The sequence below is a fragment of the Amycolatopsis sp. 2-15 genome, from assembly GCF_030285625.1.
Taxonomy (GTDB): domain Bacteria; phylum Actinomycetota; class Actinomycetes; order Mycobacteriales; family Pseudonocardiaceae; genus Amycolatopsis; species Amycolatopsis carbonis.
Map to the genome: position 1 here is coordinate 9056902 of NZ_CP127294.1, position 26037 is coordinate 9082938.

Genomic DNA, 26037 nt, shown 5'->3' on the forward strand with positions numbered 1-26037 from the left:
GTGGAAAATCCTTTCGTAGGCCGAAATCTCAGAGCGTGCGGGAGATGATCTCCTTCATGATCTCGCTGGTGCCGCCGAAGATCCGCGAAATCCGGACGTCGGCCCACGCGCGCGCGATCGGGTACTCGGTCATGTAGCCGTAGCCACCGAACAGCTGCACGCACTCGTCGACGACCTTGTTCACGCGCTCGGTCGTCCACAGCTTCGCCATCGCCGCGCCCTGCACGTCGAGCTCACCCTTGAGGTGGCGTTCGATGCACTGGTCGAGGAACGCGCGCGACACCGCCGCCTCCGTCGCGGCCTCGGCGAGTTTGAACTTCGTGTTCTGGAAGCCGAAGATCGGCCGGCCGAACGCCGTGCGCTCCTTGGTGTAGTCGATCGTGAGGTTCACGGCCGCCTCGAGCCCGGCCACCGCGGTCACCGCGATGATGAGCCGCTCCTGCGGCAGCTGCAGCATCAGCTGGACGAAACCCTGACCCTCGGCGTCGCCGAGCAGGTTGGCGACGGGCACGCGGACATCGTCGAAGAACAGCTCCGCGGTGTCCTGGCCCTTGAGGCCCACCTTGTCGAGCACGCGGCCGCGGCGGAAGCCCGGCGTGTCCGTCTCGACCACGATCAGCGACACGCCCTGCGCGCCCGCGTCCGGGTCGGTCTTGCACGCGACCACCACGAGGTCGGCGTGGAAACCGTTGGTGATGAACGTCTTCGCGCCGTTGAGCACGTAGTGGTCGCCGTCGCGCACGGCACGGGTCTTGATGCTCTGCAGGTCGGAACCCGTGCCCGGCTCGGTCATCGCGATGGCGCCCACGAACTCGCCGCTGGCGAGCTTCGGCAGCCACTCGCGCTTGCGGTCTTCCGAAGCGTAGGACAGCAGGTAGTGCGCCACGATTCCGTTGTGGACGGTCACGCCCCAGGCGTTGTCCCCGGAGCGGGCCTGCTCCTCGTAGAGCACGGCCTCGTGGGCGAACGTGCCGCCGCCACCGCCGTACTCCTCGGGGATCGACAGGCACAGCAGGCCCACTTCGCCCGCCTTGGTCCAGATCTCGCGGTCGAGCTTCTTCTCCGCCGCCCACCGCTCCTGGTGCGGCACGATCTCCTTCTGCAGGAACGACCGGGAAAGTTCCCGGAGGTCCTCGAGTTCGGTGGTGCTCCACGAGCTCTTCTGGATCTGCAACGGCACGGCGACGCCTCCTGCGAAGCTGGAAAACATTACGCGTGGAAGGTAAGTTCTGTTCGGAATGTACATCCGCGCAGTCCGGTACGTAAAGCGGGAGAGGCGAATGACCGAGGCCAAGGCGCACCGCACCCAGGCGCAGCGCCGGGAGCAGACGCGCACGGCCCTGCTGGACGCGACCGTCGAGTGCCTGGTGGACATCGGGTACGCCCGCGCGTCGATGCAGGAGATCTGCGCCCGGGCGGGCGTGTCGAAGGGCGCGGTGCAGCACCACTTCGCCACGAAGGCCGAGCTGATGGCGGCCGCCGTCGAGCACCTCACCACGAAGCTGCGCACGCAGCTCGCGTCTTCGCTGGAAGACCTGCCGGGTGGCGCGTCGGGTGTCGAGGCCGCGATCGACCTGCTGTGGGCGGGCTATTCGGGCACGCTCTCCACGGCCGTCACCGAGCTGTGGGTGGCCGCGCGCACCGACCCGGAACTGCGGACGGCGATCCGGCCCGTGGACCGGGCGCTGGGCCGCGCGACGCTGGCCCACGTGAGCCAGGTGGCGGGTGACCTGCCGAAAGAACGCGCGGAGACGCTGTTCTGGCTCACCGTGAACCTCACCCGCGGCCTCGCGCTCGACGCCGAGCTGGGCGGCGACCCGAACCGGCGGCGCAAGCTGCTTCAGGAGTGGAAGCGGATCGCGGTGCTGATGTACTCGCAACCCTGAGCCGATCCTGGGCCGACCGGTGGCAGGATCACGCCGCCCCTTAGCGGATGAGGGTTCTTCGTGGTGGAATCGCAGATGCCCTGAGCAGGCGAAGGAGCCCCGATGACCAGCGCGCCGCAGTACCCGCCGTCACCCGTCGCCGAGCCGGGCGCGGTGTCGCGGCTGCTCGCGGGGATTCTCGGGGTGTTCTCGGCCGCGCTCGTGGTGGCGGGGACGTTCCTGCCGATCGCGGCGACGCGGGTGACGGTGGCCGGTCAGCTGCAGAGCGCGTTCGCGGTCACCGCGTGGAACCGCCAGGTCGAAGCGGCGCCGCAGGCCGAGCGGGACCTGTTCGCGATCAGCCACGTCGCCCGCTACGGCATCCCGCTCACGGTGACGGCCGTGGTGCTGCTCGTCGGCGCGCTGCTCGCGTTCACGCGTTTCCGCGGTGCCGCCCGCACGCTGCTGATCGCCGGCGGTGCGGCTGTCGTCGCGGCTGTGTGGACGATGAGCATGGACGTGTCGGCCAGCCTCAGCTACGAGCAGAAAGACGCCACCATCGTCGCCCACTACACGACGGGCACCGGGTTCTGGGTGATGCTCGGCGGGGGCGTGATCGCCGTGCTGGTACTGGCGCTCGCCGCGTTCGGCGGTGGCCGCTGGACCGCGCCGTGGGCACCGCAGCCGTACTACTACCCGCCTGTGAACGACGAGCCGGTGATCTACTCGCTGGACTCGCCGCCGGCTCAGTCCTGGGCCGAGCCGCCCGGGCAGGGCGTGCTTTCGCCGGAGTCCGAGCCCGCCGAGGAGCCGGCTTCCCCGCCGTTCCCGCCGCAGGACGCGCAGCCCGCGCCGGGCGTCGAGCCGCCGGGCAAGCACCGCGACGATTCCGATATGTGAATCTAATTCAGCTTTTCCGCTCGACCGCCGTACCGTCGGTATGCTGTACTCGTCGGTAACACCGGTCTGAACGGAGACGGCATGACCAGCACGACACCGGCGAACCTCAGCGGCGAGACGGCCCTGCCCGCGACGATCGGGGGTGTCGCGGGAGCGCCTGCCGCGGCGCGCGCGGCACGGCTCGTCGCCCGCGTGACCGGCGGTGCGGACTCCGCGCCGATCCGCATGACGGCGCCGTTCACCGGGCTGCCGATCACCACGATCCCCCAGGCCACCGACGCCGACGTGCGCGCGGCGTTCGCGACCGCGCGCAAGGCCCAGCACGAGTGGGCGGCCCGGCCGGTCGCGCAACGCCAGCGGTTCCTCGTGCGCCTGCACGATCTGATCCTCGACCGCCAGGCCGAAGCGCTCGACCTCGTGCAGGTGGAGGCCGGCAAGGCGCGGCTCGACGCGTTCGACGAGGTGAGCGCGGCCGCGCTGGTGGCGGCCTACTACGGCAAGCACAGCGCGAAGATCCTGGCGCCGAAGCGCGCGGCCGGCGTGATCCCCGCGTTGACGAAGGCGGGCGAGCTGCGCCACCCCAAGGGTGTCGTCGGCATCATCTCGCCGTGGAACTACCCGGTGGCGCTCACCGCGATGGACGTGTTCCCGGCGCTCGCGGCGGGCAACGCCGTGGTGCAGAAGCCGGACAACCAGACGGCGCTTTCCGCCTTGTGGTTGCAGGAGCTCGCGTCCGAGGCGGGCCTGCCGGACGGGTTGTGGCAGGTGGTGCTCGGCCGCGGCTCGCAGGTCGGCCCGGCGCTGCTCGAGGAGTGCGATTACCTGTGCTTCACCGGCTCCACGCCGACCGGCAAGGATCTGGCGACGCAGATCGCGGCTCGGCTGACGAGCTACTCGCTCGAGCTCGGCGGCAAGAACCCGATGATCGTGCTGCCGGACGCCGACGTCGCCAGGGCCGCGACGGGCGCGGTGACCGCGTGCTTCTCCTCCGCCGGGCAGCTGTGCGTCTCGGTGGAGCGGATCTACGTGCACGAAAGCGTCCGCGAGGAGTTCACCCGCGCCTTCGTGGCGCGCACGGCCGCGCTGAAGCTGGGCGGTGAGCTGGGCTTCGGCCCGCAGATGGGTTCGCTGACGTCGCCGAGTCAGCTCGAGACCGTGTCGGCCCACGTCGAGGACGCGCGGGCCAAGGGCGCGCGCGTGCTCACCGGCGGGCGCGCGCGGCCGGATCTCGGGCCGCTGTTCTACGAGCCGACCGTGCTCACCGACGTCACGCCGGACATGGTGCCCTTCGCCGAGGAGACGTTCGGGCCGGTGGTGTCGATCTACGGCTACACCGATGTCACCGACGCCATCGAGCGCGCCAACGACACCGCGTTCGGCCTCAACGCCAGCGTCTGGTCGCGCAACGGCCGCGCCGGCTGGGAGGTCGCGGCGCGGCTGAAGGCCGGGACGGTGAACGTGAACGAGGGCTACGCGGCGACGTTCGGCAGCGTCGGCGTGCCGATGGGCGGGATGAAGGACTCCGGCGTCGGCCGCCGCAACGGAGCCGAGGGGCTGCTGAAGTACACGGAGGCGCAGTCGATCGCCGTGCAGCGCGGGCTGGCGTTGCGGCCGCCGCGCCGGGTGCCGGGCGGGGTGTGGGCTCGGGTGATGACGTCGAGCATGAAGCTGTTGCGGCACTTGCCCTGGCGGTGATCAGCCGAGGCCGAGGAGCTCCACGGCCGTGCGGTCGAGGATCGCGGCGATGTCGTCTGAGGGCAGCCCGGAGCGTTCGACGTAGGTCACAGCCTCGCTGAACCCGTCGCCCTTCTGATACGGGAAGTCGGTGCCGAGCACCAGGCGGTCGGCGCCGAGCGTTTCGGCCGCGACGCGCAGCGCCGGCACGTGGTTGTGCCCGACGGTGTCGTAGAAGATCCGGCGCGCGGCGAGACTCGGCTTCTCCGGGGTTTCCGGTGCCTCCCAAGGGTTCTGGCGGTCGATGCGGGGCAGCAGCATCGGCAGCGCGCCACCGAGGTGGGGCAGGATGATCTTCATGCGTGGGAACCGGCTCGGGATGCCGGCGACGATCAGGTGCAGCACGGCGACGGTGTCCTCGATCGGCGCGCCGATCTGCCAGGTCAGATTCGGCCCGATCAACCGCGACTCGGCGCCGACGCCGGCGGGATGCACGAACAGGACGCTGCCGCGGCGGTCGAGCTCTTCGTAGACGGGCAGGAACGCCGGATCGCCGAGTGTGCGCCCCAGCACCGACGTGGTGACGGCCGCGCCCAGGAACCCCAGCTCGTCGAGCGCGCGGGTGAGCTCGGTGAGCGCCGCGCCGGTGTGCGGAAGCGGCAGGGACGCAAACGCCTTGAACCGATCCGGGTGCTGCCACACGAGCTCGGCGTAGTCGTCGTTGACGAACCGCGCGGCCTCCACGGCCGCCCGCTCGTCCTCGAAATGCGGCGGCGCGGGCGTGGTCGAAAGCACCTGAAGGTCGATGCCCGCCGTCGCCATCTGCTCGAACCGCGCATCGAGCTCCGCCGCGGTCGCCCCCGCACCCAGCCGGCCCTGCGCGGTCGCCTTCTCGTTGCCCGAGCGGGACAACAGGTCCAGGTACGCCTCGCTCCACAGGTGAGCGTGCACGTCGACGCGCATCCCCGGCTCCTCCCGACGCGGTTAGCATGCTATTTGATCACCAGTGAACCACTGCCGGACAGCTTCGGCACGCGGCGAGCCTCGGCACGGAGTTCGGCGACGGACAACGACATCGCAAACCGGCAAACCGATCCCGAACGCGGCCAGCTTGAGCCCTTTGCCGCAGAAGCCAGCAGTCGGGACAACGCCGGCGCGGCGGGTCGGCACGCGAAGGCGACAACCCGCCCCAACTCCCCTCGGCGCGAAGCAGGCAACAAACAACCGCACCCGCAACCGGCACAACCGCCCGGGAGCCGAGGGCAGCCCTGCGCGGCAGGAGCCGGCAGGGGCCGGCAGGGGCCGGCAGCCGGGACAAGCCCGGCGCGGCGGTTCGGCGCGCGACGGCGACAACCGGCGCCCACTCCCTCTCACGGGGAGCAGACAACAAACATCCACATCGCAAACCGGCAAACCGCGGTCGGGCGGCGCGGGCCGATCCTTCGCCACAGGAGCCGGCAGGGGCTGGCGGTCGCGACAGCGCCGACGCCGCGGCTCGGCCCGCGAACGCGACAGCCGGCCCGCACTCCCCTGCGCAGGGGAGCCGGTAACGGACAACCGCGCTGCAAACCGGCATAAAGCCCCAACCGCAATCAGTGTCAAACCTGCGCCGCAGGAGCCGACAGTCGCGACAGCCCGGCGCCGCGAGCCGGCACGCGAAGGCGACAACCAGCGCCCACTCCCTCCCACGGGGAGCAGACAACAAACAACCGCACCCGCAACCGGCCAAACCCCCGGCGCGGCGGGTCAGTCCTTCGCGGCCGGAGTCGTGAGCAGGCCGCGGTCGTAGGCGATGGCGACGGCTTCGGCGCGGCGGCTGGCGCCCAGCTTGGCCATGACGCGGGAGAGGTGGACGGAGACCGTCTTCTCGCTGATGTAGAGCTCGTCGCCCACCTGGCGGTTGGTGCGGCCGAGGGCGACGCGTTCGAGGACGTCGCGTTCGCGGTCGGTGAGGGGGTTGCGGCCGGCGGGGGCGGCGGCCGGGGTGACGCCGGGGAGGTCGGTGCGGGCGCGGTGGGCCAGGTCGCGTACGGCGTCGCGCAGGGGCAGCGCGCCGAGGGCGGAGGCGACGGTGTGGGCGGACGTCAGGGCGTCGCCGGCGGGCAGGCCGTGGGCGAGCAGGGCCTGGGCTTCGAAGTAGCGGCACATGGCCTGCTCGTAGACCGCGCCGTAGTCGAAAGCCGAGGCGGCGGCAGACCACAGCGCCGCGTCGGCGGGGCCTTCGAGGCCGGAGGCGGCGGCTTCCAGGCGGGCGAGCCAGGCGTGGCCTTCCGGGCCGAGGGTGCCGGAGCGCGGGCTGCCCTCGACGGCGGTGCGCCGGCCGTGTTCCAGCAGGCGGCGGCCGACGGACACCAAATTTTCGGCAGCGCGCTGGTCGCCGTGCAGGCGGGCGTCGGCGGCGAGGGCGGCGACCGAGGTCAGGCCCAGCGCGACGATCCGGATGCCGCCCAGCAGCCAGGGCTCGATCTTTTCCAGCCACGCCACCAGTTCCTCGGTGACGCGCACGGCTTCGGTGTGATCGCCGCGCCAGGTCGCGAGCTCGATGGCGGCGTCGCCCGCCGAGAGGGCGATCTGGATGTCGGCGGCCCACCGCTGGCGGAGCCCGGGCAGGAGGCGCGCGGCGTCGTCGAACCGGCCGCGCGCCACGAGGAACAGCACCCAGTTGGCGAGGATCCGGGCGGCGACCGCGCTCGACACGCCGCGCCCCGCGCGCCCGGCGGCGTCTTCCGCGGGCCAGTCGCCGCTGAGGTAGCGCAGGTAGAGCTGCCGCGCGCGCAGCTCGAGGCCGAACGAGCTCCACGTGAGCCCCGACTCCTCCGCGCGCGCCACACCGTTGGCCACGTGGGTGAGGGCTTCGGCCATCTCGGCCTGGTCGTCGTAGCTCAGGGCGAGGAAGTACAGCCCGCGCAGCTCGACGTTGAGGGCCTCGGCGTCGCGCGCCTTGCGGATGCCCTGGCGCAGCCGTTCCCGCGCCAGCGCGGCGTCGCCCGCCGAGTCGGCCAGCGTGCCCAGCGTGATGAGCCCCGACGCCTCGGCCCCGACCGCGCCCACGGCCCGCGCGTCGGACACCGATGTGAGCGCGTTGTCCAGCGCCTCGCCCGGCTGGTCGAGCAGCCGCAGGAACCCTGCGCGCGTGGCGAGCACCCACGCCCGTGTCGCGCTCGGTTCGCTGTCGGCCACCAGCTCCCACGCCCGGTCGACGGCCAGCGTCGCCTCGTCGAGCGTGCCCTCCAGCGCCAGCAGCGCCTCGGCCAGCCGGCGCCAGACCTTGGCGGACCGCAGCGTCGGGGCGTCGGGCCCCAGCAGCTCCGTCGCCGAACGCGCGTAGGCCGCCGCGCGCTCCGGCTCCCCCGAAGTGCCCGCGAAATACGAAGCCTCGTGTAGCAGCTTCAGCTCGTCGACGCCTTCGGGCCGGTCCGCGACGGGCACCGCGTCCCAGATGGACAGTGCCTGTTCGGCGTGGCGCAGGGCCGCCCCCGGCGCGCCCAGCTTCTCCGCCTCAGTCATCGCGCTCAGCAGCGCGGGCAGAGCGGTGACGAAGTCGCGACTTTCAAGACTGTGGAACGCCAGCTTGGCGTCGTGCCCGCGCCCCTGCGGGATCGCGCGGATGCGGGCCGCGTACGCCGCGTGCGTGCGGTTGCGCTCCCCCGGCAGCAGATCCGCGTACACCGCTTCCTGCAACAACGCGTGACGGAACACGTAAGAGCCGTCCTCGATCACGAGCACGTGGTGTTGCACGGCTTCGCGCAGCGCCTCGTCGAGCTCCAGCTCGCCGATGCCCGCGACCTCCGCGAGCGCGGCGTGCGACACCGGCTCGTTGGCCACGGAGATCACCCGCAGCACGCGCCGCGTCTCCGCCGGGAACCGTTCGAGCCGGGCGAGCAGCACCTCGGCCAGGCCGGCGGGCAGGTCCCGGCAGTCGGCGTCGGTGGCCAGCAGCTCTTCCACGAAGAACGGGTTGCCCTCCGAACGCGCGACGATGTCGGCCACCACGTCGGCCGGCAGCGGCTCGTCGGCCAGCGCCTCCACGAACGCCCGCGCGTCGGTGGGCCCGAACGGCGCCAGCGCGACCTGCTCCACCGTGGCCAGGCGCACCAGCTCCGACAGCAGCCCCCGCAGCGGGTGGCGCCGGTGCACGTCCTCCTCGCGGTAGCTGCCCACGACCAGCAGCCGCTGCGCGCGCAACCTGCTGGCCAGGAAGGACAGCAGGTTGCGCGTCGAAGAGTCGGCCCAGTGCAGGTCCTCGAGCAGGATCACCACCGGCCGCGACTCGGCGACCTCGGTCAGCACCCCCAGTACTGCATCGAACAGCTGGAGCTGACCCAGGTCCTGTTCCGGTCGCGGCCGGCGCATGACCTCGCGCTCGCTGGCCGACACCTGGCCGTGTTCCCCCGGGCCCATCGGCTCGGGCTCCCCGCTCTGCGGCAGCAGCCGCGCGAGCGCCGGCCGCGACCGCACCGCGGCGGCGACCACCGGATCCCCCGACGAGCCCAGCGGCGCCAGCGCCTCGGCGAACGGCAGGTACGGCAAACCGCCGTCACGCACGTCGATACAGCGGCCGGTGAGCACCAGCGCGCCGTTCGACGTGACGTACTCACCGAGCGCGGTGAGCAGCCGGGTCTTGCCGACACCCGCGTCGCCCGCGATCAGCACGGCGCCGGCCTCGCGCCGCTCCGCCCGGGCGAAGGCAGCGCGAAGCCGCCGCATCTCGTGAGTGCGGGCGACCAGCGGGATTCCGGAGCCTAAGCGGGGCACGAGGAGCATTCTGTCCTACCCCACCGACAGTTCCGCCATGCTTTTCGCCGAGGGCGTGACACCCTCGGCGAACAGGTCGTTCACCGCGCCAGGTGATCGGCGCGGGTGGCCACCTGGGCGGCCGTGCGGCGTTCCTGCGCCGGCACGGTCACGCTGGTCACCCGGTGGGCCCGCAGCCACCGCACGACGCGGCTCTGCTTGGTCATCCGCGCGTCGCGCCCGGCCTTCCGCAGCTGCTCCTCGCGGTAGGCCACCTCGGCGCTCATCGCGTCCAGGAGCTGGTAACTCATCGCTTCTTCCCCATCCTCTGCGAGTGCCTTCTTCCGTGACACTCACAGTCGTCCTGAGGCGGGGTCCGCGGCATCGGGCGATCACCCCGTCCTGGACGCCAAACGACCCCTTACCCGAGGCATCGACCGGCGAGGAGCAGGTCGGCGGGGTAAGGGGTCGCCGGGTGGAACGTCAGTCGCGGGCCGGGTCGCCGGCGCGCACCGCCGCCAGCAGCCCCCGCCAACCCGAAGCGGGGAGGCGGAAAGCACCCCCTTCGGGGTCCTTCGAGTCACGCACCGCGGCGTCGCCGCCGACGAACGCGATCTCGACGCAGTCGTTGCCGCCGCCGCTGTGGCTGCTCTTGCGCCAGGTGGCCCGGGAAAGATCCGCGTCCGGCATCATGTTCCCCACTTCCTCACTGTGTCCTCGGTTCCAGGTGGTGCACTGCAGCCGGCGCGGTTGACCGTTCGGCGAACCGGCCGGCCGCCTCGGTGATCAAGTCGACCGAGTCGTCCGGTTTCAGTGCGGCAGCGCGCAGGTGGTCGAACATCAGCGCGTAGCGCCGGACGTCTTCGGGTTGTTCGAGGTACAGGCCGCTCGATGTGCTGTCGTCCACGTACACGACGTCGGGGTCGGCCTGCTCGGGGAACCCCATGATGAGGAACGGGCCTTCCATGCCGGGGTGCGCGCCGGCTCCGAAGGGGACCACCTGGATGGTCACGTTGGGCTTCTCGGCGACCGAGGCCATGCGGTAGAGCTGCTCGGCCATCACCTCGGGGCTGTCGACCACGCGGTGCAGCACCGCTTCGTCGACCACCGCCCAGTACTCCGGCGGCGGCGTGTCGCTCAGCAACTCCTGGCGCGCCATACGCGCGGCCACGCGACGCCGGATCTCGGCGTCCTCGGCGTCGGGCCGCAGCGCCCTGATCACGGCGTGGGCGTAGCGCTCGGTCTGCAGCAGGCCCGGCACGAGCAGCGCCTGGAACGCGCGCAGCGAAGTCGCGTCGGCCTCCAGGCCCACGAACGTGCCGGTGAACACCTCGTTGTACGCGTGCCACCAGCCGCGCTTGCGCGCCTCGCGGGCCAGCTGGACGAGCGCCTCCTGCTCGTCGCCGGTGATCCCGTAGAGCGCCAGCATGTCCCGGGCGTCGCGCGGGGTTACGCCGACATGCCCGGTCTCGATGCGGCTCACCTTCGAGGCGGAGCACTCGAGCTTCTCGCCCACCTCGTCGATGGTGAGGTCGGCGGCTTCCCGGAGCCGCCTCAGCTCGCTCGCGAGCCTCCGGCGGCGAACGGTGGGTCCCTGGCCTCTCGCCACGACAGCACCTCCGGATCGTCTTACGCGATGCGGGCACCGTCGGCCAACGCTGCCCGCACCGCATATCTAACCAGCCGTCCGACTAGTCAGTGGGGTATTAACACTTCGGAATTCCCGCCTCCGCGACGGGGCTCCGCCCTGCAATTTGCAGATTGCGCTTGTACTCTGACAGCCGTGTGAACCGGAACCGGTGACGCCGCGCCGAAGGGGTCGGCGACGGTGATCGTTCCGGGTTCCTGAGCAGCGTAGACGACGACCAGCCGGAAACAGACACCGAGTGCGCGGGCGTTTCCGGCGGAAGGTGTCCGGGGCCGCCCCCGACCGGTCCCGGGCATCTTCACCTTCGGTTGCCAGTTGTTGTCAGACCATCACAGGCGCACTCCGGCGATTACCCGGCTACGCATTTCGTTTTTATCGCCACCCGGAAGTGTGGTTGATTCCGCACACCCCACTCAGCGACACACTCTCAGTAGAACCGCGACCGTCCTCACAGGACGCGCAGTAGTCCCTCCTGGACGACCGTGGCGATGTGCGTGCCGTTCTGCGCGAAGAATCGGCCCGTGGCCAGGCCGCGCGCGCCCGAGGCGCTCGGCGAGGTGCTGTCGTAGAGGAACCACTCGTCGGCGCGGAAGGGCCGGTGGAACCACAGCGCGTGGTCCAGGCTCGCACCGAGGACCTTGTCGACGTCCCAGTACACGCCGTGGCGCGCGAGGATCGAGTCGAGCAGGGTCATGTCGGAGGCGTAGGTGAGCACGCAGACGTGCAGCAGCTGGTCGGCGGGCAGCGTGCCGTCGGCGCGCATCCAGACGCGGTTGCTCTCCGGGCGCTCGCCCGTGGCGCGCGTGATCCACGGCGGTTCACCGACGTAACGCACGTCGATCGGGCGCGGACGCTCGGTGAAGCGCAGGCCGAAGCCGGCAGTGCGCTCACCGAACGTCGGCAGCGTGTCGGGGGCGGGCACGTCGGGCATCGGCTCGCCGTGGTCCAACCCCTGCTCGTCCTTCTGGAACGAGGCGGACAACGCGAAGATCGCCTTGCCGTGCTGAATGGCGGTGACGCGGCGAGTGGTGAACGAGCGGCCGTCGCGAATGCGGTCGACCTCGTAGAGGATCGGCACACTCGGGTCGCCGCCGCGGATGAAGTAGGCGTGCAGCGAGTGCACGCGCCGGTCTTCGGGCACGGTGCGCCCGGCCGCCACCAGGGCCTGCCCGGCGACCTGGCCACCGAACACGCGGACCGGGGAGTGCGCGGGCGAGACCCCGCGGTAGAAGTCCTCCTCCACCTTCTCCAGGTCGAGGAGGTCGACGAGCCGGTCGAGCACCGCCTGACCGCCGCCGGCGGCCTCGTCGAGCCCGGCGGCGGCGGTCCTGGCGATATCGGTCATGCCCGAACCCTATTCGGTCGGCATGAACCTCGTCCCTTATGCGTGGTCGTCTTCACCGAGGCGGTGCACGTGGATCAGGTTCGTGGAGCCGACGGTCCCGGGCGGGGAGCCGGCCACGATCACCACGAGGTCGCCGCGCTGGTACTTGCCCATTTCGAGCATCGCCTGGTCGACCTGGTGGATCATCTGGTCCGTGGAGTCGACCCGCGGCACGATCGTGGTCACCGTGCCCCACGTCATCGACAGCTGGCTGCGCACGCAGTCCTCCGGCGTGAACGCCATCAGCGGCAGGCGCGTGTGCAGGCGGGCCAGGCGGCGCACGGTGTCACCGGACTGGGTGAACGCGACCAGCGCCTTGGCGTTGAGCCGCTCGCCGATGTCGCGGGCGGCGTAAGAGATCACGCCGCGCTTGGTGCGCGGGACGTGCGTGAGCGGCGGGACGACCGGCGAGTCGGTCTCGACCGCCTCGACGATGCGGCCCATCGTCTGAACCGTCTCGATCGGGTAGCGCCCGACGCTGGTCTCGCCCGAGAGCATCACGGCGTCGGTGCCGTCGAGCACCGCGTTGGCGACGTCGGAGGCCTCGGCGCGCGTCGGGCGGGAGTTGTTGATCATCGACTCGAGCATCTGCGTCGCGACGATGACCGGCTTCGCGTTCTCGCGGCAGATCTGGATGGCGCGCTTCTGGACCAGCGGCACCTGCTCCAGCGGCAGCTCGACGCCGAGGTCGCCGCGGGCGACCATCACCGCGTCGAAGGCCAGCACGATGGCTTCGAGGTTGTAAACGGCCTCGGGCTTCTCGATCTTCGCGACGACCGGCAACCGGCCCTTGCCGACGCGGTCCATGACCTGGTGCACCAGGTCGATGTCGGCCGGCGAGCGCACGAACGACAGTGCGATGAAGTCGACGCCCAGGTGCAGCGCGAACTCGAGGTCCTCGATGTCCTTCTCGCTCAGCGCCGGCACGGAGACGTCCATGCCCGGGAGCGAGACGCCCTTGTTGTTGCTGACGGGGCCGCCTTCGGTGACCTCGCAGACCACGTCCTGGCCCTCGACGCTCTTGACCACGAGGCCGACCTTGCCGTCGTCCACCAGGAGGCGGTCGCCCGGCTTGGCGTCCCTCGCGAGGCCCTTGTAGGTGGTCGAGACGCGGTCGTGCGTGCCCACCACGTCCTCGACGGTGATCCGGACCACGTCGCCCGTGTGCCACTCGGCCGAGCCGCTGGCGAAGGTGCCCAGGCGGATCTTCGGGCCCTGCAGGTCGGCGAGGATGCCCACCGCCCGGCCACTCTCGGCCGCAGCAGCCCGGACCAGGTCGTAGACCTGCTTGTGGTCGCTGTGGCTTCCGTGGCTGAAGTTCATCCTCGCGACGTCCATTCCGGCGTCGACGAGTGCCCGCATCTTCTCCGGAGTGGAGGTGGCGGGACCCAGCGTACAAACGATCTTCGCGCGTCGGCTCACGTTCGATGAGAGTAGTCGCTCATCCCCCGCACGTCTGTACCGATACCGAAAGTTCGGAGGAAGTGTTCAGAAACCATTCAGATGACTAACCTCCGTAAGCATGATGGCGGTTCGGCGGCTCGCGTTCGTGATCGCGGCGTTCGCCCTGGTCGGGGCGTGTTCCGCGCCGGTGAAGCCCCCGTGGCGGCCCGTTGACCTGCCGGTTTCCGGTACGCGCGTACTGGGATTCGTCCGAACTTCATCGGGAATCGTCATGACCGGCTCGGTGCCGGGGCCCTCCGGACGGGCTCCGGCGGCGTGGTTGAACGGCACCGCGGTGCCGCTTTTCCCGGCGACGGGTTACGGCCGACAGGCGGAGCTGACACTGCCCGCCGCTTCGGGTGCCCGGCTGCTCGCACTGGGCTCCGCATACGGCGGCGCGCACGCCAATCCGCGCCCGACGATCTGGACGGGGTCGGTGACGGACGGGCTGACCGAGCACGCACAGCCGGTGGAGCTGCTCGGCGGAGAGCGGGCGGTGACCACGTCCGGGTCCGCGGCCGGGCCGGCGGAGTTCGTGCTGACGGGCCAGTGGGACCACCGGTCCGGCGGCGTCGGCGCGGCGGTCTGGACCTCGGCGGACGGCGCTTCGTGGGCTTTGCGGGAGGATCCGGCGCTGCTCAGCACCGCAAGCGAGCAGACTCGCGTCTTGGCTGCGGCTTTTGACGGGCAGGACTACGTGGCCGTCGGCGACGCCCGGTCGGGCCTTTCGGTGCGGCCGATGGCGTGGACGTCGGCGGACGGTTCGGCGTGGACGCGGGTTTCCCTGCCGTCCCCCGCCGACTCGGCCTCGGCGTGGCGCGTGACGTGCTCCGGCTCGGCCTGCGACGCCGTCGGGGTGACCACCGAACAGCGGCTCGCGTGCTGGCACTCGGGTCCTTCGTGGACGACGGCCGCGGGCGGGCCGGTGATCCCCGCGGCGCAGCTGCTGGAGGTGACCGGGCTGACCCTGGACGAGTCCGGCCACCTCGACGTCGCGGTGAAGGTCGCCGGGCGGCCCCGCTTGTGGCGCGTCGGCCGGCACTGCGAGGACTTCGCGGAACTGCCGCTGCCCGAGCCGGCCGCGTCGCTGGCGTTGCTCGCGGACGGCCCGGACCTGCTGCTCGCCACGACAACAGGTTCGGCGAGCCGGGTCTGGCGGTACCCGCTCCCCCGCTGACCGGCTCTAACGGCGCGGCTGTTCACTCGGCCCGACGTGGTCGCGCGCCCATTCGTTGAAGGCGCGCAGCTGGCGCCAGGACTTGCGGACGCGGTCGAAGGCCTCGCGTTCGTGGAGGAAGTCGGCGGGTTCCCAGGAGCGGGCGGCGTACACGGAGCGGTAGCGCAGCAGGTCGAGGCGCGGGTGGTCCTCGGCGAAGCCGCGGGGACGGGATTTGAGGCGGTCGCCGTGGATGTCGAACCCGGCGCGCTTGAGCTTGGCCAGGATCTGTTCCAGCACGGGGCCGTGGAGCTCGGTGTCGACGGCCGTGCGGAACCGCGCGATCTGGTCGGACGCGAGGTGGAAGCAGCCGCCGCCCACGCGCAGGCCCGCGGGGCTCAGCTCGACGTAGTAGGCGCCGCCGCCGCGGCCCGACTCGATGACGCCGCCGCAGTGCGTCTTGTACGGGGTCTTGTCCTTCGCGAAGCGCACGTCGCGGTAGGGCCGGAACACCTTGCCCTCGCCGAAACCCTCGCCGAACTCCGGCTCCAGCTCCTTGAGCAGGGCCTCCATCGGCTCGCGCACGTCGGACTTGTAGGTCGCGACGTGTTCGTCCCAGTAGGACTTGGAGTTGTCGGCCTCGAGCCCGTCGTAGAAATCGACGGCGTACTCACCGAATCCAGTGAACTTCACGCCGAGCACGATAATCCGCGCCACCGACAGTTTCTCCGCCGGACGCGGGAGACCCCGCCGGAGCAGCTCCGGCGGGGTCGGTTCGCCCGGGGACCCGGTGCGGCCGGCGCGCCCCTGCGCCGCCGGCCGCACAGGTGACCGAACGGGGACAGTGGGACTCTCACACCGTAAGTGGACTAGACCATTAGGTCAATGGTCTAGTCCATGGAATCAACCGGACAATTCGTTGCTCGATGTCGATCACGCGCGGAGCGAAGACGGCCTGGTCACGACACGGCTGCGGGGCCCGCGTACGCCCCGCGGCACTCGCGGCGCGGCACACCGGAAGCGTCAGGCCGGCGTCTCGAACGTGATCCCCGCTGCCGCCGCTCGGCGTTCGCCCCAGGTGTGAGGGCGGTGAGCGCCGGGCCGAGGGCTTCACCGTCCGGGGTGAGGCGGTATTCGACGTGGGGAACGCGGCCGTCGAGGGCTTGGCGGTGGACGAGGCCGTCGGTGGTCAGCTCGCGGAGCTGCTGGGTGAGCATCTTCTCGCTGATGGCCGGCATGCGGCGGCGCAGCTCGCCGTAGCGGTGCACGCCCTCCTTGAGGTGCGCGAGGATCACCGGCTTCCACCGGCCGCCGACGACGTCGACGGTGAGCTCCACCGGGCACCAGTACTGCCTGCCCGCCATCACGGCCTCCTCGCTACGCACCGGAAAGTACGTGGTTGCCCGCCGGCGCCGGGTGCGCTCTGCTGACCCCATGATTGTGGAATACCTGCGCTACACCATCCCACCCGAGCGCGCGGCGGCGTTCGAAACCGCCTACGCCGAGGCTGCCCTCTCGCTCGCGAAGGCGCCCGAGTGCGTCGGCTACGACCTGAGCCGCTGCGTCGAAGACCCCACGCGTTACGTGCTCGCGATCCGCTGGACCTCGGCCGAGGCGCATCTCGAAGGCTTCCGCCGCGGCCCGCACTTCCCGCCGTTCTTCGCGGCGATCCGCGACTACGTCGGCGACCTCGACGAAATGCGCCACTACGAGCCGACCGCCGTCACCGGCCCCCGGCCGCCCACGCTGTACGAATGGGCCGGCGGCGCCCCGCGCTCCGGCGCCTGACCGAGGTCTTCTACCGCCACGTGCCCGAAGACCCGCTGCTGGAACCCGTGTTCCGCGGCATGGACGCCCGCCACGCCGAGCACGTCGCGGTCTGGCTCGGCGAGGTCCTCGGCGGCCCGGCGGACTACACCGTCCACCACGGCGGGCACCCGCACATGATCGGCCGGCACCTCGGCCGCGGGATCACCGAGGAGCAGCGTCGCCGCTGGGTGTCGCTGCTGCTCGACGCCGCCGACGAGACCGGCCTGCCCGCCGACCCGGAGTTCCGCGCCGCGTTCGCCGGGTACCTGGAGTGGGGCAGCCGGCTGGCCGTGCTGTTCTCCGCGCCCGGTGCCGAACCGGCCACGGACGAGCCGGTGCCGCACTGGGACTGGACGATGCCACCGTGGCAGGGGTCTTAGACACCGTGTCACGTCCGGCAGTGGCGTGATTGGTCCACAAAGGACCGCCGTGTTTGGTACGCGACGCCGGGAATCCGCGCGCCCGGACGCCGGGTGGGACAGGCCCACACCCGGCCCGGGAAAGACCGCGGCGGAAGAGACTCAGCCGAAGAAGACTTCGGCCTCTTCGTAACGCTCCAGCGGCACCGTCTTCAGTTCGGCCGTCGCCTCCGACAGCTTCACGCGCACGATGTCGGTGCCCTTGAGCGCCACCATCACGCCGAAGTCGCCGTCGGCCACCGCGTCCACGGCGTGCAGGCCGAAGCGGGTGGCGAGCACGCGGTCGTAGGCGGTCGGGGTGCCGCCGCGCTGCACGTGGCCGAGGACGACCGCGCGCGACTCCTTGCCGGTTCGGTGCGCGATCTCGTCGGCCAGCCAGGTGCCGATGCCGCCGAGGCGGACGTGCCCGAAGGCGTCCTTGTCCCCGGCCACCAGCTTCTCCTCGCCGCCTTCGGGCAGCGCGCCTTCGGCGACGACGATGATCGGCGCGTACTCGTTCTCGAAGCGGCGCTCGACCCACTCCACGACCTGGTCCACGGAGAAGTGGCGCTCCGGCACCAGGATCACGCTCGCGCCGCCGGCCAGGCCGGAGTGCAGGGCGATCCAGCCGGCGTGGCGGCCCATGACCTCCACGACCAGCGCGCGGTGGTGCGACTCGGCCGTGGTGTGCAGCCGGTCGATCGCCTCGGTTGCGATGGAGACGGCGGTGTCGAAGCCGAACGTGTAGTCGGTGGCGCTCAGGTCGTTGTCGATCGTCTTGGGCACGCCGACGACGCCGACGCCGTCGTCGGTGAGGCGCTTCGCGACACCGAGGGTGTCCTCGCCGCCGATCGCGATCAGCGCGTCGATCTCCTGCTCGGCGAGCACGGCCTTGATCTTCTCGACGCCGCCCTCGACCATGTACGGGTTGGTCCGCGACGAGCGCAGGATCGTGCCGCCGCGCGTGAGGATGTCCTCGACGTCGCGCAGGCCGAGCGGCTTGCTCTCGCCCGTGAGCGGTCCCTGCCACCCGTTGCGGAAGCCGGTGAACTCCCAGCCGTGCACCTCGATGCCCTTGCGGACCACCGCGCGGATCACCGCGTTCAGGCCCGGGCAGTCACCGCCACCCGTCAGCACACCGACACGCATCTCTTGCCTCCGTCTGTTCTCATGTGGAGATCGCAGTCACATTTCGCCGCCAGAGTAGCGGCAATCGTCTGGATCGGTGCAGGGCGTACCACCTGGCGAATCGGTCCTCGCGCCCCGGCGGCGGCCGCGTGTGCTAACTTCATCGGCGTGCAGCGCTATTTCTGGTTTACGAAGCCGGCCCCGGGTGGGCGCGGCGGCGTGAACCTGCGCTGAGCCCCCACCCCGAGCCGGATTCGAAAACCGGCTCGGCGAGTTCCCGCGGGTCGGTGTCCACCAGGAAGGAACCACCCGCCGTGACCACCCCGCAGCTGACCGCCGGGCCCGCCGACGCGAGCACCCTCGACAACCAGCGCACCACGTCGATCAGCCCGCTGATCTCGCCCGCCTTACTGCGCGAAGACCATCCCGTGGACGCTGCCGTGGCGAAGATCGTGCACGCCGGCCGCACCGAGACCGTCGACATCCTCGACGGCCGCGACGACCGCCTCGCCGTGGTCGTGGGCCCGTGCTCGGTCCACGACCCCGAAGCCGCGATCGAGTACGCCCACAAGCTGGCCGCCAAGGCCGAAGAACTGCGCGGCGACCTGCACATCGTGATGCGCGTGTACTTCGAGAAGCCGCGCACCACGCTGGGCTGGAAGGGCCTGATCAACGACCCCGACCTCGACGGCACCTTCGCTGTGAACAAGGGTCTGCGCCTGGCCCGCAAGCTGCTGCTCGACGTGTCGGCGCTCGGCCTTCCGGTGGGTTGTGAGTTCCTGGACCCGATCACGCCGCAGTTCATCGCCGACATCGTCACGTGGGGCTCCATCGGCGCGCGCACGGCCGCGAGCCAGGTGCACCGCCAGATGTGCAGCGCGCTGTCGATGCCGGTGGGCATCAAGAACTCGGTGGAGGGCGACATCCAGGTGGCGGTCGACGCCACGCGCGCGGCCGCCGCGTCGCACGTGTTCCCGGGCATCAACGTCGACGGCCTCGCGGCCCTCCTGACCACCTCCGGCAACCCCGACTGCCACGTGATCCTGCGCGGCAGCTCGCAGGGCCCCAACTACGACGCCGCTTCGGTCACCGAGACCCTCGGCCGCCTCGCCAAGGCGGGCCTGTCGGAACGCGTGATCATCGACGCGAGCCATGGCAACAGCAACAAGGACCACGTCCGTTCGCGTGAGGTGGTGCTGGAGCTGGCCTCGCGGATCGCCGCGGGTGAGCGCGGGATCGTCGGGCTGATGATGGAGAGCAACCTGGTTGCGGGCACCCAGAAACTGGTGCTGGGCCACGCCTCCGAGCTCACCTACGGCCAGTCGATCACCGACGCGTGCCTGGACTGGGACACGACGGCGGATCTGCTGGACACGCTGGCTGGCGCGGTGCGGACGCGGCGCTGAGTCGTTCGGGGGCCGGGCGTCCACTTCCAGGGCGCCCGGCCATATGAATCGCGCGTATTTCGGGGTATGAACTCCGCATGGGGGACGAGGAACTGCTGCTCGTGCCGACGGCCAAGAGGCTGATGTTCGGCACCGCGTTCTTCGCGGTGTTCTTCGGGTTCGAGCTGGCGTTGGCGCTGACCGGGGTTCTTGACGGCTGGTGGCGGGTTTCCGCCCCGGCCGTGTTCCTCGTGGCGTTGGCGCTGACCGCGACCGCGGCCTGGCGAGCAGCCCGGGCGCCCTGGCAAGTGCGCTGCAGCGCGGCCGGGGTCGAAGTGCGGGGCTTCGAGCCGGTCGCCTGGTCCGCACTGGCAGAGATCCGGATCGGCCCGTACCGACCGCGCTGGGTGGGATTCCTCTCCGCCTTCCCCTCCCCGCGCGGGCTCGCACGCGTAATCGCCTTCGTTCCCGGGGAGGAGGGTGGCGTGCCCGCCGTTTCCGTGTACGACCCTTACGCCCGGCCGGGCCGGCAACTCTCGGCGCGCAACGCCCACCTGGCGCGGAAGCGCTACGGCAGCCCGCTGCTCGTCTTCACCCACAGCATCGACGTTTCGCCCGCCGACATCGCCGAGGTGCTCCGCAAGCTCACCGGAGTGCGGGTGATCGAGACCTGAGCTCAGCGGGTACAGCCGGACTGGGTGTGCAGCCACGCTGATGCGGCCGCGATCACCTCGTCGGTGGTCGCGGTCGCGGGCAGTGGGTGGTCGGGTTCGATCGGGGTGTTGCCGTAGACGCGGCCGGTGCGGTCGACTTCGCGCACGGTCGTGATCAGCAGTTCGGCGCCGTCGCTGAGGTGGTAGACCTCGTTGCCGGTGGCCAAACCGGCAGTCGCCTGGCCGAAGGTTCGCGCGCGGGCGAGACCACGGAACGCGATGAGTGTCGCCTCGCCCGAGCTTCCGGTGCGGGCCGAGGTGAGCACGGCGACCGGGGGCCGGGGGTTGGCCAGGCGCAGCGGGTTGGATTCGGCTACCGGCGCCGTGCCGATCGTGATGCGACCGGCGTGCAGGGTCCAGGTGGTCGAACCGTCCGGCCCCTCGAACGATCCCGCGCGCCCTCGCCCAGCAGCGGCGCGGCGACAGTGAGCAGGGGAACCAGGTCACCGCCGACGCCGGCCGATTCCTCACGAAGATCAAGCCGCGCCCCGGAGGAAGGCAAGTTCGAGGACGAGCCGCGGTTCCCATCCTGTCTGCTGAAGGCCCGGGATGCCCGGTCGAGCCCGCGGGGCCTTCGCCATTCGCAGTTCGCCGGTGCAGCTTTGCCACCTCGCCCGGCGGGACAACATGCCCCCGCCCTCCCGAGGGGGGCGTCCCCAAGCCCATTCTATCGGCCACCACCGACAAAACCGGACAACAGCCTGCCATGGCGGGTAGTTGTCCACAGCCCGATCGAGTGGGGATGGCCGCCAGGGCGCACAACCACAAAGCCGTGAGGTCCGCGCGAGCACCGATCGGCGGTGCCGGACGGGCGGCCGACTTACGGAAGCAGGCCGAGGGGGTTGATCAGGTAGTTCATGGCGACTCCGGCCGAGGGGCCGCCGCGGCCGTGACCAGGCCGGGCACCAGAGCTACCGCCGCGAACCACGACAGCACACGGCGCACGACGAAGCCAGCAAGTACCCGACGCATTGACGAGCCCCCAGGAAAAGCTCAACGGCGCCGGAACGCCGGCTCGATCACTTCCCACCGTTGCAGGTTGTGCTTCGCGTCCGCAAGCGCGTCGTGCTGGTCGGTGGGGGCCAACGGGAGCTTCGGCTTCCCCGCGTCTTCCCAGCGTTGGCGCAGGTCGCGCGTGAAGCGGGGTAGCTGGCGCGGCAGCGCGGGCATGGGGCCCCACAGCTGGGCGAGCGCGACGTGGTCGTAGGCGGCGAACCAGGCCCACAGCTCGATGCCGCCCGGGGGCTTGCCGAAGAACTCCAGCAGGTCCTCCCGGATCTTCTCGCGGCTGCGCCACGAGCGGTCCGCCGGCGAGGGCAGCTTGGGCAGCACGTTGTCGCGCACCCACGGGCCCGCCTTGGCTGGGTCGAAGTCGGTCGACACGGCGTAGAACTCGCGGCCGCGCTCGTCAACGACACCGATCGAAACCAGGTCGATCGTCACGCCGTCCTCGATGAACTCGGTGTCGTAGAAAAAACGCACCGGTGAACTCTAGTGGGCCTAGCCGACCTTGCTGTCCGGCACCCGGTCGGCGTCGCGGCCCGACGGCTGTGCAGGCACCTTCGGCTTGGCGCCGGAGGCCTCGGCGGCGAGCAGTTCCTTGGCCTTCGCCGCGTAGATGTCCACGTACTCCTGGCCCGAGAGCTCCATCAGGGCGTACATGATCTCGTCGGTGATCGAGCGCTCGATGAAGCGGTCGCCGGCCAGGCCGTCGTAGCGGGAGAAGTCGAGCGGGGCGCCGAAGCGGATCTCGAGGCGGCGCGGCCACCACATCTTGGAGCCGATCGGGTTGACCTTGTCCGTGCCGACCATGGCGACGGGCACGACCACGCCCTTCGACTCCAGCGCGATGCGGGCGACGCCGGTCTTGCCCTTGTACAGGCGGCCGTCGGGCGAGCGCGTGCCCTCGGGGTAGATGCCGAGCAGGTGGCCCTGCTTCACGAGCCGAATGGCGGTGTCGAGGGCGGCCTGCGCCGCGTTGCCGCTGGAGCGGTCGATGGGGAACTGGCCGACGCCGGTGAAGAAGCACTTCTTGAGCAGGCCCTTCAGACCCGGCTCGGTGAAGTACTCCGACTTCGCCGGGAACGTGACCTTGCGCTTCACGCGGATCGGCATGAAAAACGAGTCGGCGACCGCCAGGTGGTTGCCGGCGAGGATCGCGCCGCCGTTCTCGGGGATGTTCTCGGCGCCGACGACCTTCGTCGGCCACAGCAACCTGAGCAGTGGTCCGATGAAGACGAACTTCATGAGCCAGTACAGCACCGCGCGCCAGTCCTTCCCGAGGCTCAACCAGAGTTCCCAGTGGTCAAGCCTACGAAACGCGGCGGTGTGCGCACAATGCGGGACGAGCCGCTACTGGGTGGCAGCGATCGATCTCACAGCGGTACCTGCCAGTTCCGGGCACCGGCCGGGGCCCCACAAGACCACTCGACCGTGAGAGCATGGAAGACCTACACCGCTTCGATCGGAAGGGCGTTCGTCATGGGCGTGCTCGCCGGCGCGGAACCGTTCGCCCACACCGGTTCCTCCGGGGCCGGGTTCCTGCTGTGCCACGGCTTCACCGGGACGCCGGCCGGGCTGCGGGCCTGGGGCGACCATCTCGCCGCGGCCGGGTTCAGCGTGCGCTGCCCGCTGCTGCCGGGCCACGGCACGCGCTGGCAGGACCTGAACCGGACCACGTGGGAAGACTGGTACGGCGCCGTCCGCGAAGAGCTGCTCGCCCTGCTGGCCGGGAACGACACCGTGTTCGTCGGCGGGTTGTCGATGGGCGGCACCCTCACGCTGCGCCTCGCCGAGGAGTTCGGCGACCGGATCGCCGGGATCGTGCTGGTCAACCCGTCGGTCACACGACTGAGCGCCGACGCGAAGCTGCTGCCGCTGCTCGCGCGCGTAATCCCGTCGATCCCCGCGATCGCCAACGACATCGCCAAACCCGGCGTCACGGAGCTGGCCTACCCGCGTACGCCGGTGCGCGCCGCCGCGAGCCTGGCGCGCCTGTGGAAGCTCGTGCGCGCCGACCTGGGCAAGGTCACGCAGCCGGTGCTGCTGCTGCGCTCCCGCGTCGACCACGTGGTGGAGCCCGAGAACTCGCGGATCGTGCTCGCCGGCGTCGCCAGCACGGACGTGACCGAGGTGGTGCTCGAGAACAGCTTCCACGTCGCGACGCAGGACAACGACGCGGAACTGATCTTCAGCCGCAGTGTCGACTTCGCCCGGGCGCTGCGGGCGGGACAGGTGGGTGCCTGATGACCCGGGGGAAAGGCACGGACGGACCCGAGGACGTCGACGCCACGTTCGCCGAGATCGTGGCCGACCTGCGTGCCGAGGGTGTGGGTTTGTTCCTCGAAGAGGACGCGCTGGAGCTCGCCGACGACGCGGCGGGCGAGCAGGGCGGCGAACCGGCCCCGCCGCCGGTCGCCAAGACCGACCCGAAGCCCGACAAGCCCGAGAAGGCACCCGAGGCCGACAACTGGCGCACCGGCGGCACCACGTGGGACGCCACGATGTTCAGCGACGACCCGGCCGAGGACGACGAGCACTTCGTGCCGCCCGAGCCGCCGCCGCTGCCGCGTCCGCGCAAGGGCGCGTTCGTGGTGCTGCTGTTCTTCGTGGTGGGGCTGCTGCTGCTGATCGTGCCGAACCTGATCGGCGTCGGGCCCGCGCTGGCGACGCCGCTGGGCATCCTCGCGCTCGCCACCGCCATCGCGCTCCTGCTGCTGCGGGTGCGCCAGGGCCCGCCGCCGGGCGCCGACCCGACCAACGGCGCCCAGGTCTGACCGGGCGGGTATGCGGATCGACTTCAGTCCTTCGCGGCGTTCGACGATCGGCGCGGAGTGGGAGCTGGCCCTGGTGGACCGGCGCAGCGGCGAGCTGGCCTCGGTCGCGGAACGGATCCTCGACGCGGTGCGCCCCGACGGCGCCGACGAGCACCCCAAGATCAAACAGGAACTGCTGCTCAACACCATCGAGGTGATCAGCGGCGTCTGCTCCACTGTCGCCGAGGTGAAGGCCGACCTGGCCGAGTCGCTCGACGTCGTGCACAAGGTCACCGACCCGCTGGGCGTGGAGCTGTTCTCGGCGGGCACGCACCCGTTCTCCAACTGGTACCGCCAGAAAGTGACCGACAAGGCGCGCTACGCCAAGCTCATCGACCGCACCCAGTGGTGGGGCCGGCAGATGCTGATCTACGGCGTCCACGTGCACGTCGGCCTCGACCACCGCGACAAGGTGCTGCCGGTGCTCGACGCGCTGCTCAACTACGCGCCGCACCTGCAGGCGCTTTCCGCGTCCTCGCCGTACTGGGGCGCCGAGGACACCGGCTACGCGTCGAACCGCGCGCTGATGTTCCAGCAGCTGCCCACGGCCGGGCTGCCGTTCCAGTTCCGCGAGTGGGCCGAGCTGGAGCACTACGTCGACGACATGTTCACCACCGGCGTGATCGACCACTTCTCCGAGATCCGCTGGGACATCCGCCCCGCGCCGCACTTCGGCACGATCGAGATGCGCGTGTGCGACGGCCTGCCGACGCTGGAGGAGGTCGGCGCGGTCGCCGCGCTGACGCAGTGCCTCGTCGAGGACTTCAGCACGCGCCTCGACCACGGCGAGCGGCTCCCGACGTTGCCGCCGTGGCACGTGCAGGAGAACAAGTGGCGCGCCGCCCGCTACGGCACGGACGCGATCATCATCCTCGACGCCGCCGGCCGCGAGCGGCTCGTCACCGACGACCTCGCCGACCTGCTCGAGAAGCTCGAACCCGTCGCGCGGCGGCTCGGCTGCGTGGCCGAGCTGCGCGACGTCGAGACGATCCTCAAGTACGGGCCGAGCTACCGGCGTCAGCGCGCGGTGGCCAAGCAGCACAACGGTTCCCTGAAGGCCGTGGTCGCCTCGCTGGTCGCGGAGATGCGCGACGGGATCGTGCGTTAACCGGCGTCCAGCTCGCGCAGCAGGGTGCCCGGGCCCATGATCGACGCGCCCAGCGCGGTGACCCGGGACCGCAGCTCGCGGTCGGCCGTGACCACCACGACGTGGTCGCCCGGACGGGCTTGCGCGGCGACCTCGACGATGTGGGAATCACCGTCGGCCGGTGCCGTCGCGATCTCGACGCCGGTCACCGGCTCGACCCCGCGCGCCTGGCCTTCGACGACGAGGACCACTCGCGGCCACCACTCCCACGTCGGCCCGGCGCCGATCCCCGCGACGGAGTCGGCGATCCCCCACTCGGCCAGCTTCGCCAGCCGGTCACGCAAGCGTTCGGCCGCGCCGCGGCGGTCGCGCCACCAGCCGTCGGGCCGGGAGCCCACCACATTGGCACCGTCGACGATCAGCACGAGCTCGCGGCCGAGCTGTTCCCGCAGCCCCGGCCACGACTCGGCGAAATCGCGGTGCAACGACAGCTCGGCCACGTCTTCGGGCGCGACCCAGCGCAGCTCGGAGCTCTCCTGGTTGGCCACGCGCGCGTCGAGCGAGCTGTCGGCGACGCCGAGCACGGTGGTGTAGCGCCAGGTCCCGTGGTCGAGCACCGACGACGACAGCGCCCGGAACGCGGCCTTCGGCACGTCGGCCTCTTCCCACGCTTCGCGGGCCGCGGCCTCGCGTACGGTCTCGCCCGTCTCCAGCGCGCCGCCGGGCAGAGCCCAGGTGCCGCCGTTGTGCACCCACCAGGCGCGCCGCTGTAGGAGGACCCCACGCGCGGGATCGGACAGGAGCAGCCCGGCCGCGCCGTGCGCACCCCAGTGCAGCCGACCGCACGAACACCGCACGAAGCGGTTGGCGGTCATCGGCGTCACCCGGCCAGCCTTCC

The 26037-nt window shown here is 71.0% G+C and carries 26 protein-coding genes; 11 read left to right on the forward strand and 15 right to left on the reverse strand.

Translation table 11 applies throughout. The features are described 5' to 3' along the window. Window positions 1–28 precede the first annotated feature (28 nt). Window positions 29–1180 (reverse strand): acyl-CoA dehydrogenase family protein, encoded by a 1152-nt coding sequence (locus tag QRX50_RS44695; RefSeq protein WP_285969100.1) that lies wholly within the window; start codon window positions 1178–1180, stop codon window positions 29–31. 100 nt (window positions 1181–1280) lie between these two features. On the opposite strand from QRX50_RS44695, the gene QRX50_RS44700 reads away from it, so the two are divergent. The 3 genes from QRX50_RS44700 (at window position 1281) to QRX50_RS44710 (ending at window position 4460) form a co-directional block, all read left to right on the forward strand. Then, complete coding sequence (locus QRX50_RS44700) at window positions 1281–1886, forward strand: TetR/AcrR family transcriptional regulator (RefSeq protein ID WP_285969101.1); 606 nt, start codon at window positions 1281–1283, stop codon at window positions 1884–1886. A gap of 102 nt (window positions 1887–1988) precedes the next feature. Further along, window positions 1989–2765 carry a hypothetical protein gene (locus tag QRX50_RS44705; RefSeq protein WP_285969102.1) on the forward strand — a complete coding sequence of 259 codons (777 nt, stop codon included), beginning with the start codon at window positions 1989–1991 and terminating at the stop codon, window positions 2763–2765. An 81-nt stretch (window positions 2766–2846) separates the two neighbouring features. Further along, on the forward strand, window positions 2847–4460 hold the full coding sequence (locus QRX50_RS44710; RefSeq protein ID WP_285969103.1) for a succinic semialdehyde dehydrogenase: 1614 nt from the start codon (window positions 2847–2849) through the stop codon (window positions 4458–4460). Here QRX50_RS44710 and QRX50_RS44715 read toward each other — a convergent pair whose 3' ends face one another. The 7 genes from QRX50_RS44715 to pyk all read right to left on the reverse strand — a co-directional run bounded on the left by QRX50_RS44715 (window position 4461) and on the right by pyk (window position 13627). Then, window positions 4461–5402 carry an amidohydrolase family protein gene (locus QRX50_RS44715; RefSeq protein ID WP_285969104.1) on the reverse strand — a complete coding sequence of 314 codons (942 nt, stop codon included), beginning with the start codon at window positions 5400–5402 and terminating at the stop codon, window positions 4461–4463. Between the two features lie 783 nt (window positions 5403–6185). Then, window positions 6186–9203 carry a helix-turn-helix transcriptional regulator gene (locus QRX50_RS44720; protein ID WP_285969105.1) on the reverse strand — a complete coding sequence of 1006 codons (3018 nt, stop codon included), beginning with the start codon at window positions 9201–9203 and terminating at the stop codon, window positions 6186–6188. A 71-nt stretch (window positions 9204–9274) separates the two neighbouring features. Further along, window positions 9275–9484, reverse strand: a complete 210-nt coding sequence (locus QRX50_RS44725) for a hypothetical protein (RefSeq protein WP_285969106.1) — start codon at window positions 9482–9484, stop codon at window positions 9275–9277. Between the two features lie 172 nt (window positions 9485–9656). After that, window positions 9657–9866, reverse strand: a complete 210-nt coding sequence (locus QRX50_RS44730; protein ID WP_285974724.1) for a DUF397 domain-containing protein — start codon at window positions 9864–9866, stop codon at window positions 9657–9659. A 13-nt stretch (window positions 9867–9879) separates the two neighbouring features. After that, window positions 9880–10782, reverse strand: coding sequence for a helix-turn-helix domain-containing protein (locus tag QRX50_RS44735; protein ID WP_285969107.1), 903 nt, complete (start codon window positions 10780–10782; stop codon window positions 9880–9882). 487 nt (window positions 10783–11269) lie between these two features. Beyond that, the gene (locus tag QRX50_RS44740) at window positions 11270–12166 is read right to left on the reverse strand and encodes an acyl-CoA thioesterase (RefSeq protein ID WP_285969108.1); all 897 of its coding nucleotides are present in this window, start codon (window positions 12164–12166) and stop codon (window positions 11270–11272) included. 36 nt (window positions 12167–12202) lie between these two features. Next, window positions 12203–13627, reverse strand: a complete 1425-nt coding sequence (pyk, locus tag QRX50_RS44745) for a pyruvate kinase (protein ID WP_285969109.1) — start codon at window positions 13625–13627, stop codon at window positions 12203–12205. Between the two features lie 100 nt (window positions 13628–13727). On the opposite strand from pyk, the gene QRX50_RS44750 reads away from it, so the two are divergent. Then, entirely contained in the window at window positions 13728–14825 is a 1098-nt protein-coding gene (locus tag QRX50_RS44750; RefSeq protein ID WP_285969110.1) for a hypothetical protein, read from the forward strand. A gap of 6 nt (window positions 14826–14831) precedes the next feature. Here the strand turns inward: QRX50_RS44750 and QRX50_RS44755 are convergent, their stop codons facing one another. Both QRX50_RS44755 and QRX50_RS44760 read right to left on the reverse strand, forming a co-directional pair. After that, window positions 14832–15497 carry a DUF2461 domain-containing protein gene (locus tag QRX50_RS44755; protein ID WP_285969111.1) on the reverse strand — a complete coding sequence of 222 codons (666 nt, stop codon included), beginning with the start codon at window positions 15495–15497 and terminating at the stop codon, window positions 14832–14834. Window positions 15498–15763: 266 nt separating this feature from the next. Continuing rightward, window positions 15764–16168: a winged helix-turn-helix transcriptional regulator gene (locus tag QRX50_RS44760; protein WP_285969112.1), complete on the reverse strand. Its 405-nt coding sequence runs from the start codon at window positions 16166–16168 to the stop codon at window positions 15764–15766. A gap of 70 nt (window positions 16169–16238) precedes the next feature. Between QRX50_RS44760 and QRX50_RS44765 the strand changes: the two genes are divergently transcribed. Beyond that, on the forward strand, window positions 16239–16592 hold the full coding sequence (locus QRX50_RS44765) for a putative quinol monooxygenase (RefSeq protein WP_285969113.1): 354 nt from the start codon (window positions 16239–16241) through the stop codon (window positions 16590–16592). Then, entirely contained in the window at window positions 16559–16993 is a 435-nt protein-coding gene (locus tag QRX50_RS44770) for a group II truncated hemoglobin (protein ID WP_285969114.1), read from the forward strand. The genes QRX50_RS44765 and QRX50_RS44770 overlap by 34 nt, the downstream gene beginning before the upstream one ends. Window positions 16994–17134: 141 nt before the next feature. Here QRX50_RS44770 and QRX50_RS44775 read toward each other — a convergent pair whose 3' ends face one another. Further along, on the reverse strand, window positions 17135–18160 hold the full coding sequence (locus QRX50_RS44775) for a 6-phosphofructokinase (RefSeq protein WP_285969115.1): 1026 nt from the start codon (window positions 18158–18160) through the stop codon (window positions 17135–17137). Window positions 18161–18453: 293 nt separating this feature from the next. Here QRX50_RS44775 and QRX50_RS44780 point away from each other — a divergent pair, with 293 nt between their 5' ends. Both QRX50_RS44780 and QRX50_RS44785 read left to right on the forward strand, forming a co-directional pair. After that, on the forward strand, window positions 18454–19545 hold the full coding sequence (locus QRX50_RS44780) for a 3-deoxy-7-phosphoheptulonate synthase (protein WP_285969116.1): 1092 nt from the start codon (window positions 18454–18456) through the stop codon (window positions 19543–19545). Between the two features lie 77 nt (window positions 19546–19622). Beyond that, the gene (locus QRX50_RS44785; RefSeq protein WP_285969117.1) at window positions 19623–20198 is read left to right on the forward strand and encodes a hypothetical protein; all 576 of its coding nucleotides are present in this window, start codon (window positions 19623–19625) and stop codon (window positions 20196–20198) included. A gap of 2 nt (window positions 20199–20200) precedes the next feature. Here the strand turns inward: QRX50_RS44785 and QRX50_RS44790 are convergent, their stop codons facing one another. The 3 genes from QRX50_RS44790 to QRX50_RS44800 all read right to left on the reverse strand — a co-directional run bounded on the left by QRX50_RS44790 (window position 20201) and on the right by QRX50_RS44800 (window position 22499). Next, the gene (locus tag QRX50_RS44790) at window positions 20201–20503 is read right to left on the reverse strand and encodes a S41 family peptidase (RefSeq protein ID WP_285969118.1); all 303 of its coding nucleotides are present in this window, start codon (window positions 20501–20503) and stop codon (window positions 20201–20203) included. 727 nt (window positions 20504–21230) lie between these two features. Continuing rightward, window positions 21231–21719: a polyadenylate-specific 3'-exoribonuclease AS gene (locus QRX50_RS44795; protein ID WP_285969119.1), complete on the reverse strand. Its 489-nt coding sequence runs from the start codon at window positions 21717–21719 to the stop codon at window positions 21231–21233. Window positions 21720–21737: 18 nt separating this feature from the next. Next, window positions 21738–22499, reverse strand: coding sequence for a lysophospholipid acyltransferase family protein (locus QRX50_RS44800; protein WP_285974725.1), 762 nt, complete (start codon window positions 22497–22499; stop codon window positions 21738–21740). 219 nt (window positions 22500–22718) lie between these two features. On the opposite strand from QRX50_RS44800, the gene QRX50_RS44805 reads away from it, so the two are divergent. The 3 genes from QRX50_RS44805 to QRX50_RS44815 are packed head-to-tail and all read left to right on the forward strand — an operon-like array spanning window position 22719 to window position 25160. Next, entirely contained in the window at window positions 22719–23483 is a 765-nt protein-coding gene (locus tag QRX50_RS44805; protein WP_285974726.1) for an alpha/beta hydrolase, read from the forward strand. Further along, the gene (locus QRX50_RS44810) at window positions 23483–24013 is read left to right on the forward strand and encodes a hypothetical protein (RefSeq protein WP_285969120.1); all 531 of its coding nucleotides are present in this window, start codon (window positions 23483–23485) and stop codon (window positions 24011–24013) included. Before QRX50_RS44805 ends, QRX50_RS44810 begins: the two co-directional genes overlap by 1 nt. 10 nt (window positions 24014–24023) lie before the next feature. Beyond that, entirely contained in the window at window positions 24024–25160 is a 1137-nt protein-coding gene (locus QRX50_RS44815) for a glutamate--cysteine ligase (protein WP_285969121.1), read from the forward strand. On the opposite strand, the gene QRX50_RS44820 is transcribed toward QRX50_RS44815, so the two are convergent. Beyond that, window positions 25157–26023: an NUDIX domain-containing protein gene (locus QRX50_RS44820; RefSeq protein WP_434533206.1), complete on the reverse strand. Its 867-nt coding sequence runs from the start codon at window positions 26021–26023 to the stop codon at window positions 25157–25159. The genes QRX50_RS44815 and QRX50_RS44820 overlap by 4 nt on opposite strands. Window positions 26024–26037 lie beyond the last annotated feature (14 nt).

What these genes read in the sequence shown, in the direction of transcription:
- QRX50_RS44700 (WP_285969101.1), top strand. Translation starts at nt 1,281, where the DNA reads ATGACCGAGGCCAAGGCGCACCGCACCCAGGCGCAGCGCCGGGAGCAG.
- QRX50_RS44705 (WP_285969102.1), top strand. Translation starts at nt 1,989, where the DNA reads ATGACCAGCGCGCCGCAGTACCCGCCGTCACCCGTCGCCGAGCCGGGC.
- QRX50_RS44710 (WP_285969103.1), top strand. Translation starts at nt 2,847, where the DNA reads ATGACCAGCACGACACCGGCGAACCTCAGCGGCGAGACGGCCCTGCCC.
- QRX50_RS44715 (WP_285969104.1), bottom strand. Translation starts at nt 5,402, where the DNA reads ATGCGCGTCGACGTGCACGCTCACCTGTGGAGCGAGGCGTACCTGGAC.
- QRX50_RS44720 (WP_285969105.1), bottom strand. Translation starts at nt 9,203, where the DNA reads ATGCTCCTCGTGCCCCGCTTAGGCTCCGGAATCCCGCTGGTCGCCCGC.
- QRX50_RS44725 (WP_285969106.1), bottom strand. Translation starts at nt 9,484, where the DNA reads ATGAGTTACCAGCTCCTGGACGCGATGAGCGCCGAGGTGGCCTACCGC.
- QRX50_RS44730 (WP_285974724.1), bottom strand. Translation starts at nt 9,866, where the DNA reads ATGATGCCGGACGCGGATCTTTCCCGGGCCACCTGGCGCAAGAGCAGC.
- QRX50_RS44740 (WP_285969108.1), bottom strand. Translation starts at nt 12,166, where the DNA reads ATGACCGATATCGCCAGGACCGCCGCCGCCGGGCTCGACGAGGCCGCC.
- QRX50_RS44750 (WP_285969110.1), top strand. Translation starts at nt 13,728, where the DNA reads ATGATGGCGGTTCGGCGGCTCGCGTTCGTGATCGCGGCGTTCGCCCTG.
- QRX50_RS44760 (WP_285969112.1), bottom strand. Translation starts at nt 16,168, where the DNA reads ATGGCGGGCAGGCAGTACTGGTGCCCGGTGGAGCTCACCGTCGACGTC.
- QRX50_RS44765 (WP_285969113.1), top strand. Translation starts at nt 16,239, where the DNA reads ATGATTGTGGAATACCTGCGCTACACCATCCCACCCGAGCGCGCGGCG.
- QRX50_RS44770 (WP_285969114.1), top strand. Translation starts at nt 16,559, where the DNA reads ATGGGCCGGCGGCGCCCCGCGCTCCGGCGCCTGACCGAGGTCTTCTAC.
- QRX50_RS44775 (WP_285969115.1), bottom strand. Translation starts at nt 18,160, where the DNA reads ATGCGTGTCGGTGTGCTGACGGGTGGCGGTGACTGCCCGGGCCTGAAC.
- QRX50_RS44785 (WP_285969117.1), top strand. Translation starts at nt 19,623, where the DNA reads ATGGGGGACGAGGAACTGCTGCTCGTGCCGACGGCCAAGAGGCTGATG.
- QRX50_RS44805 (WP_285974726.1), top strand. Translation starts at nt 22,719, where the DNA reads ATGGGCGTGCTCGCCGGCGCGGAACCGTTCGCCCACACCGGTTCCTCC.
- QRX50_RS44810 (WP_285969120.1), top strand. Translation starts at nt 23,483, where the DNA reads ATGACCCGGGGGAAAGGCACGGACGGACCCGAGGACGTCGACGCCACG.
- QRX50_RS44815 (WP_285969121.1), top strand. Translation starts at nt 24,024, where the DNA reads ATGCGGATCGACTTCAGTCCTTCGCGGCGTTCGACGATCGGCGCGGAG.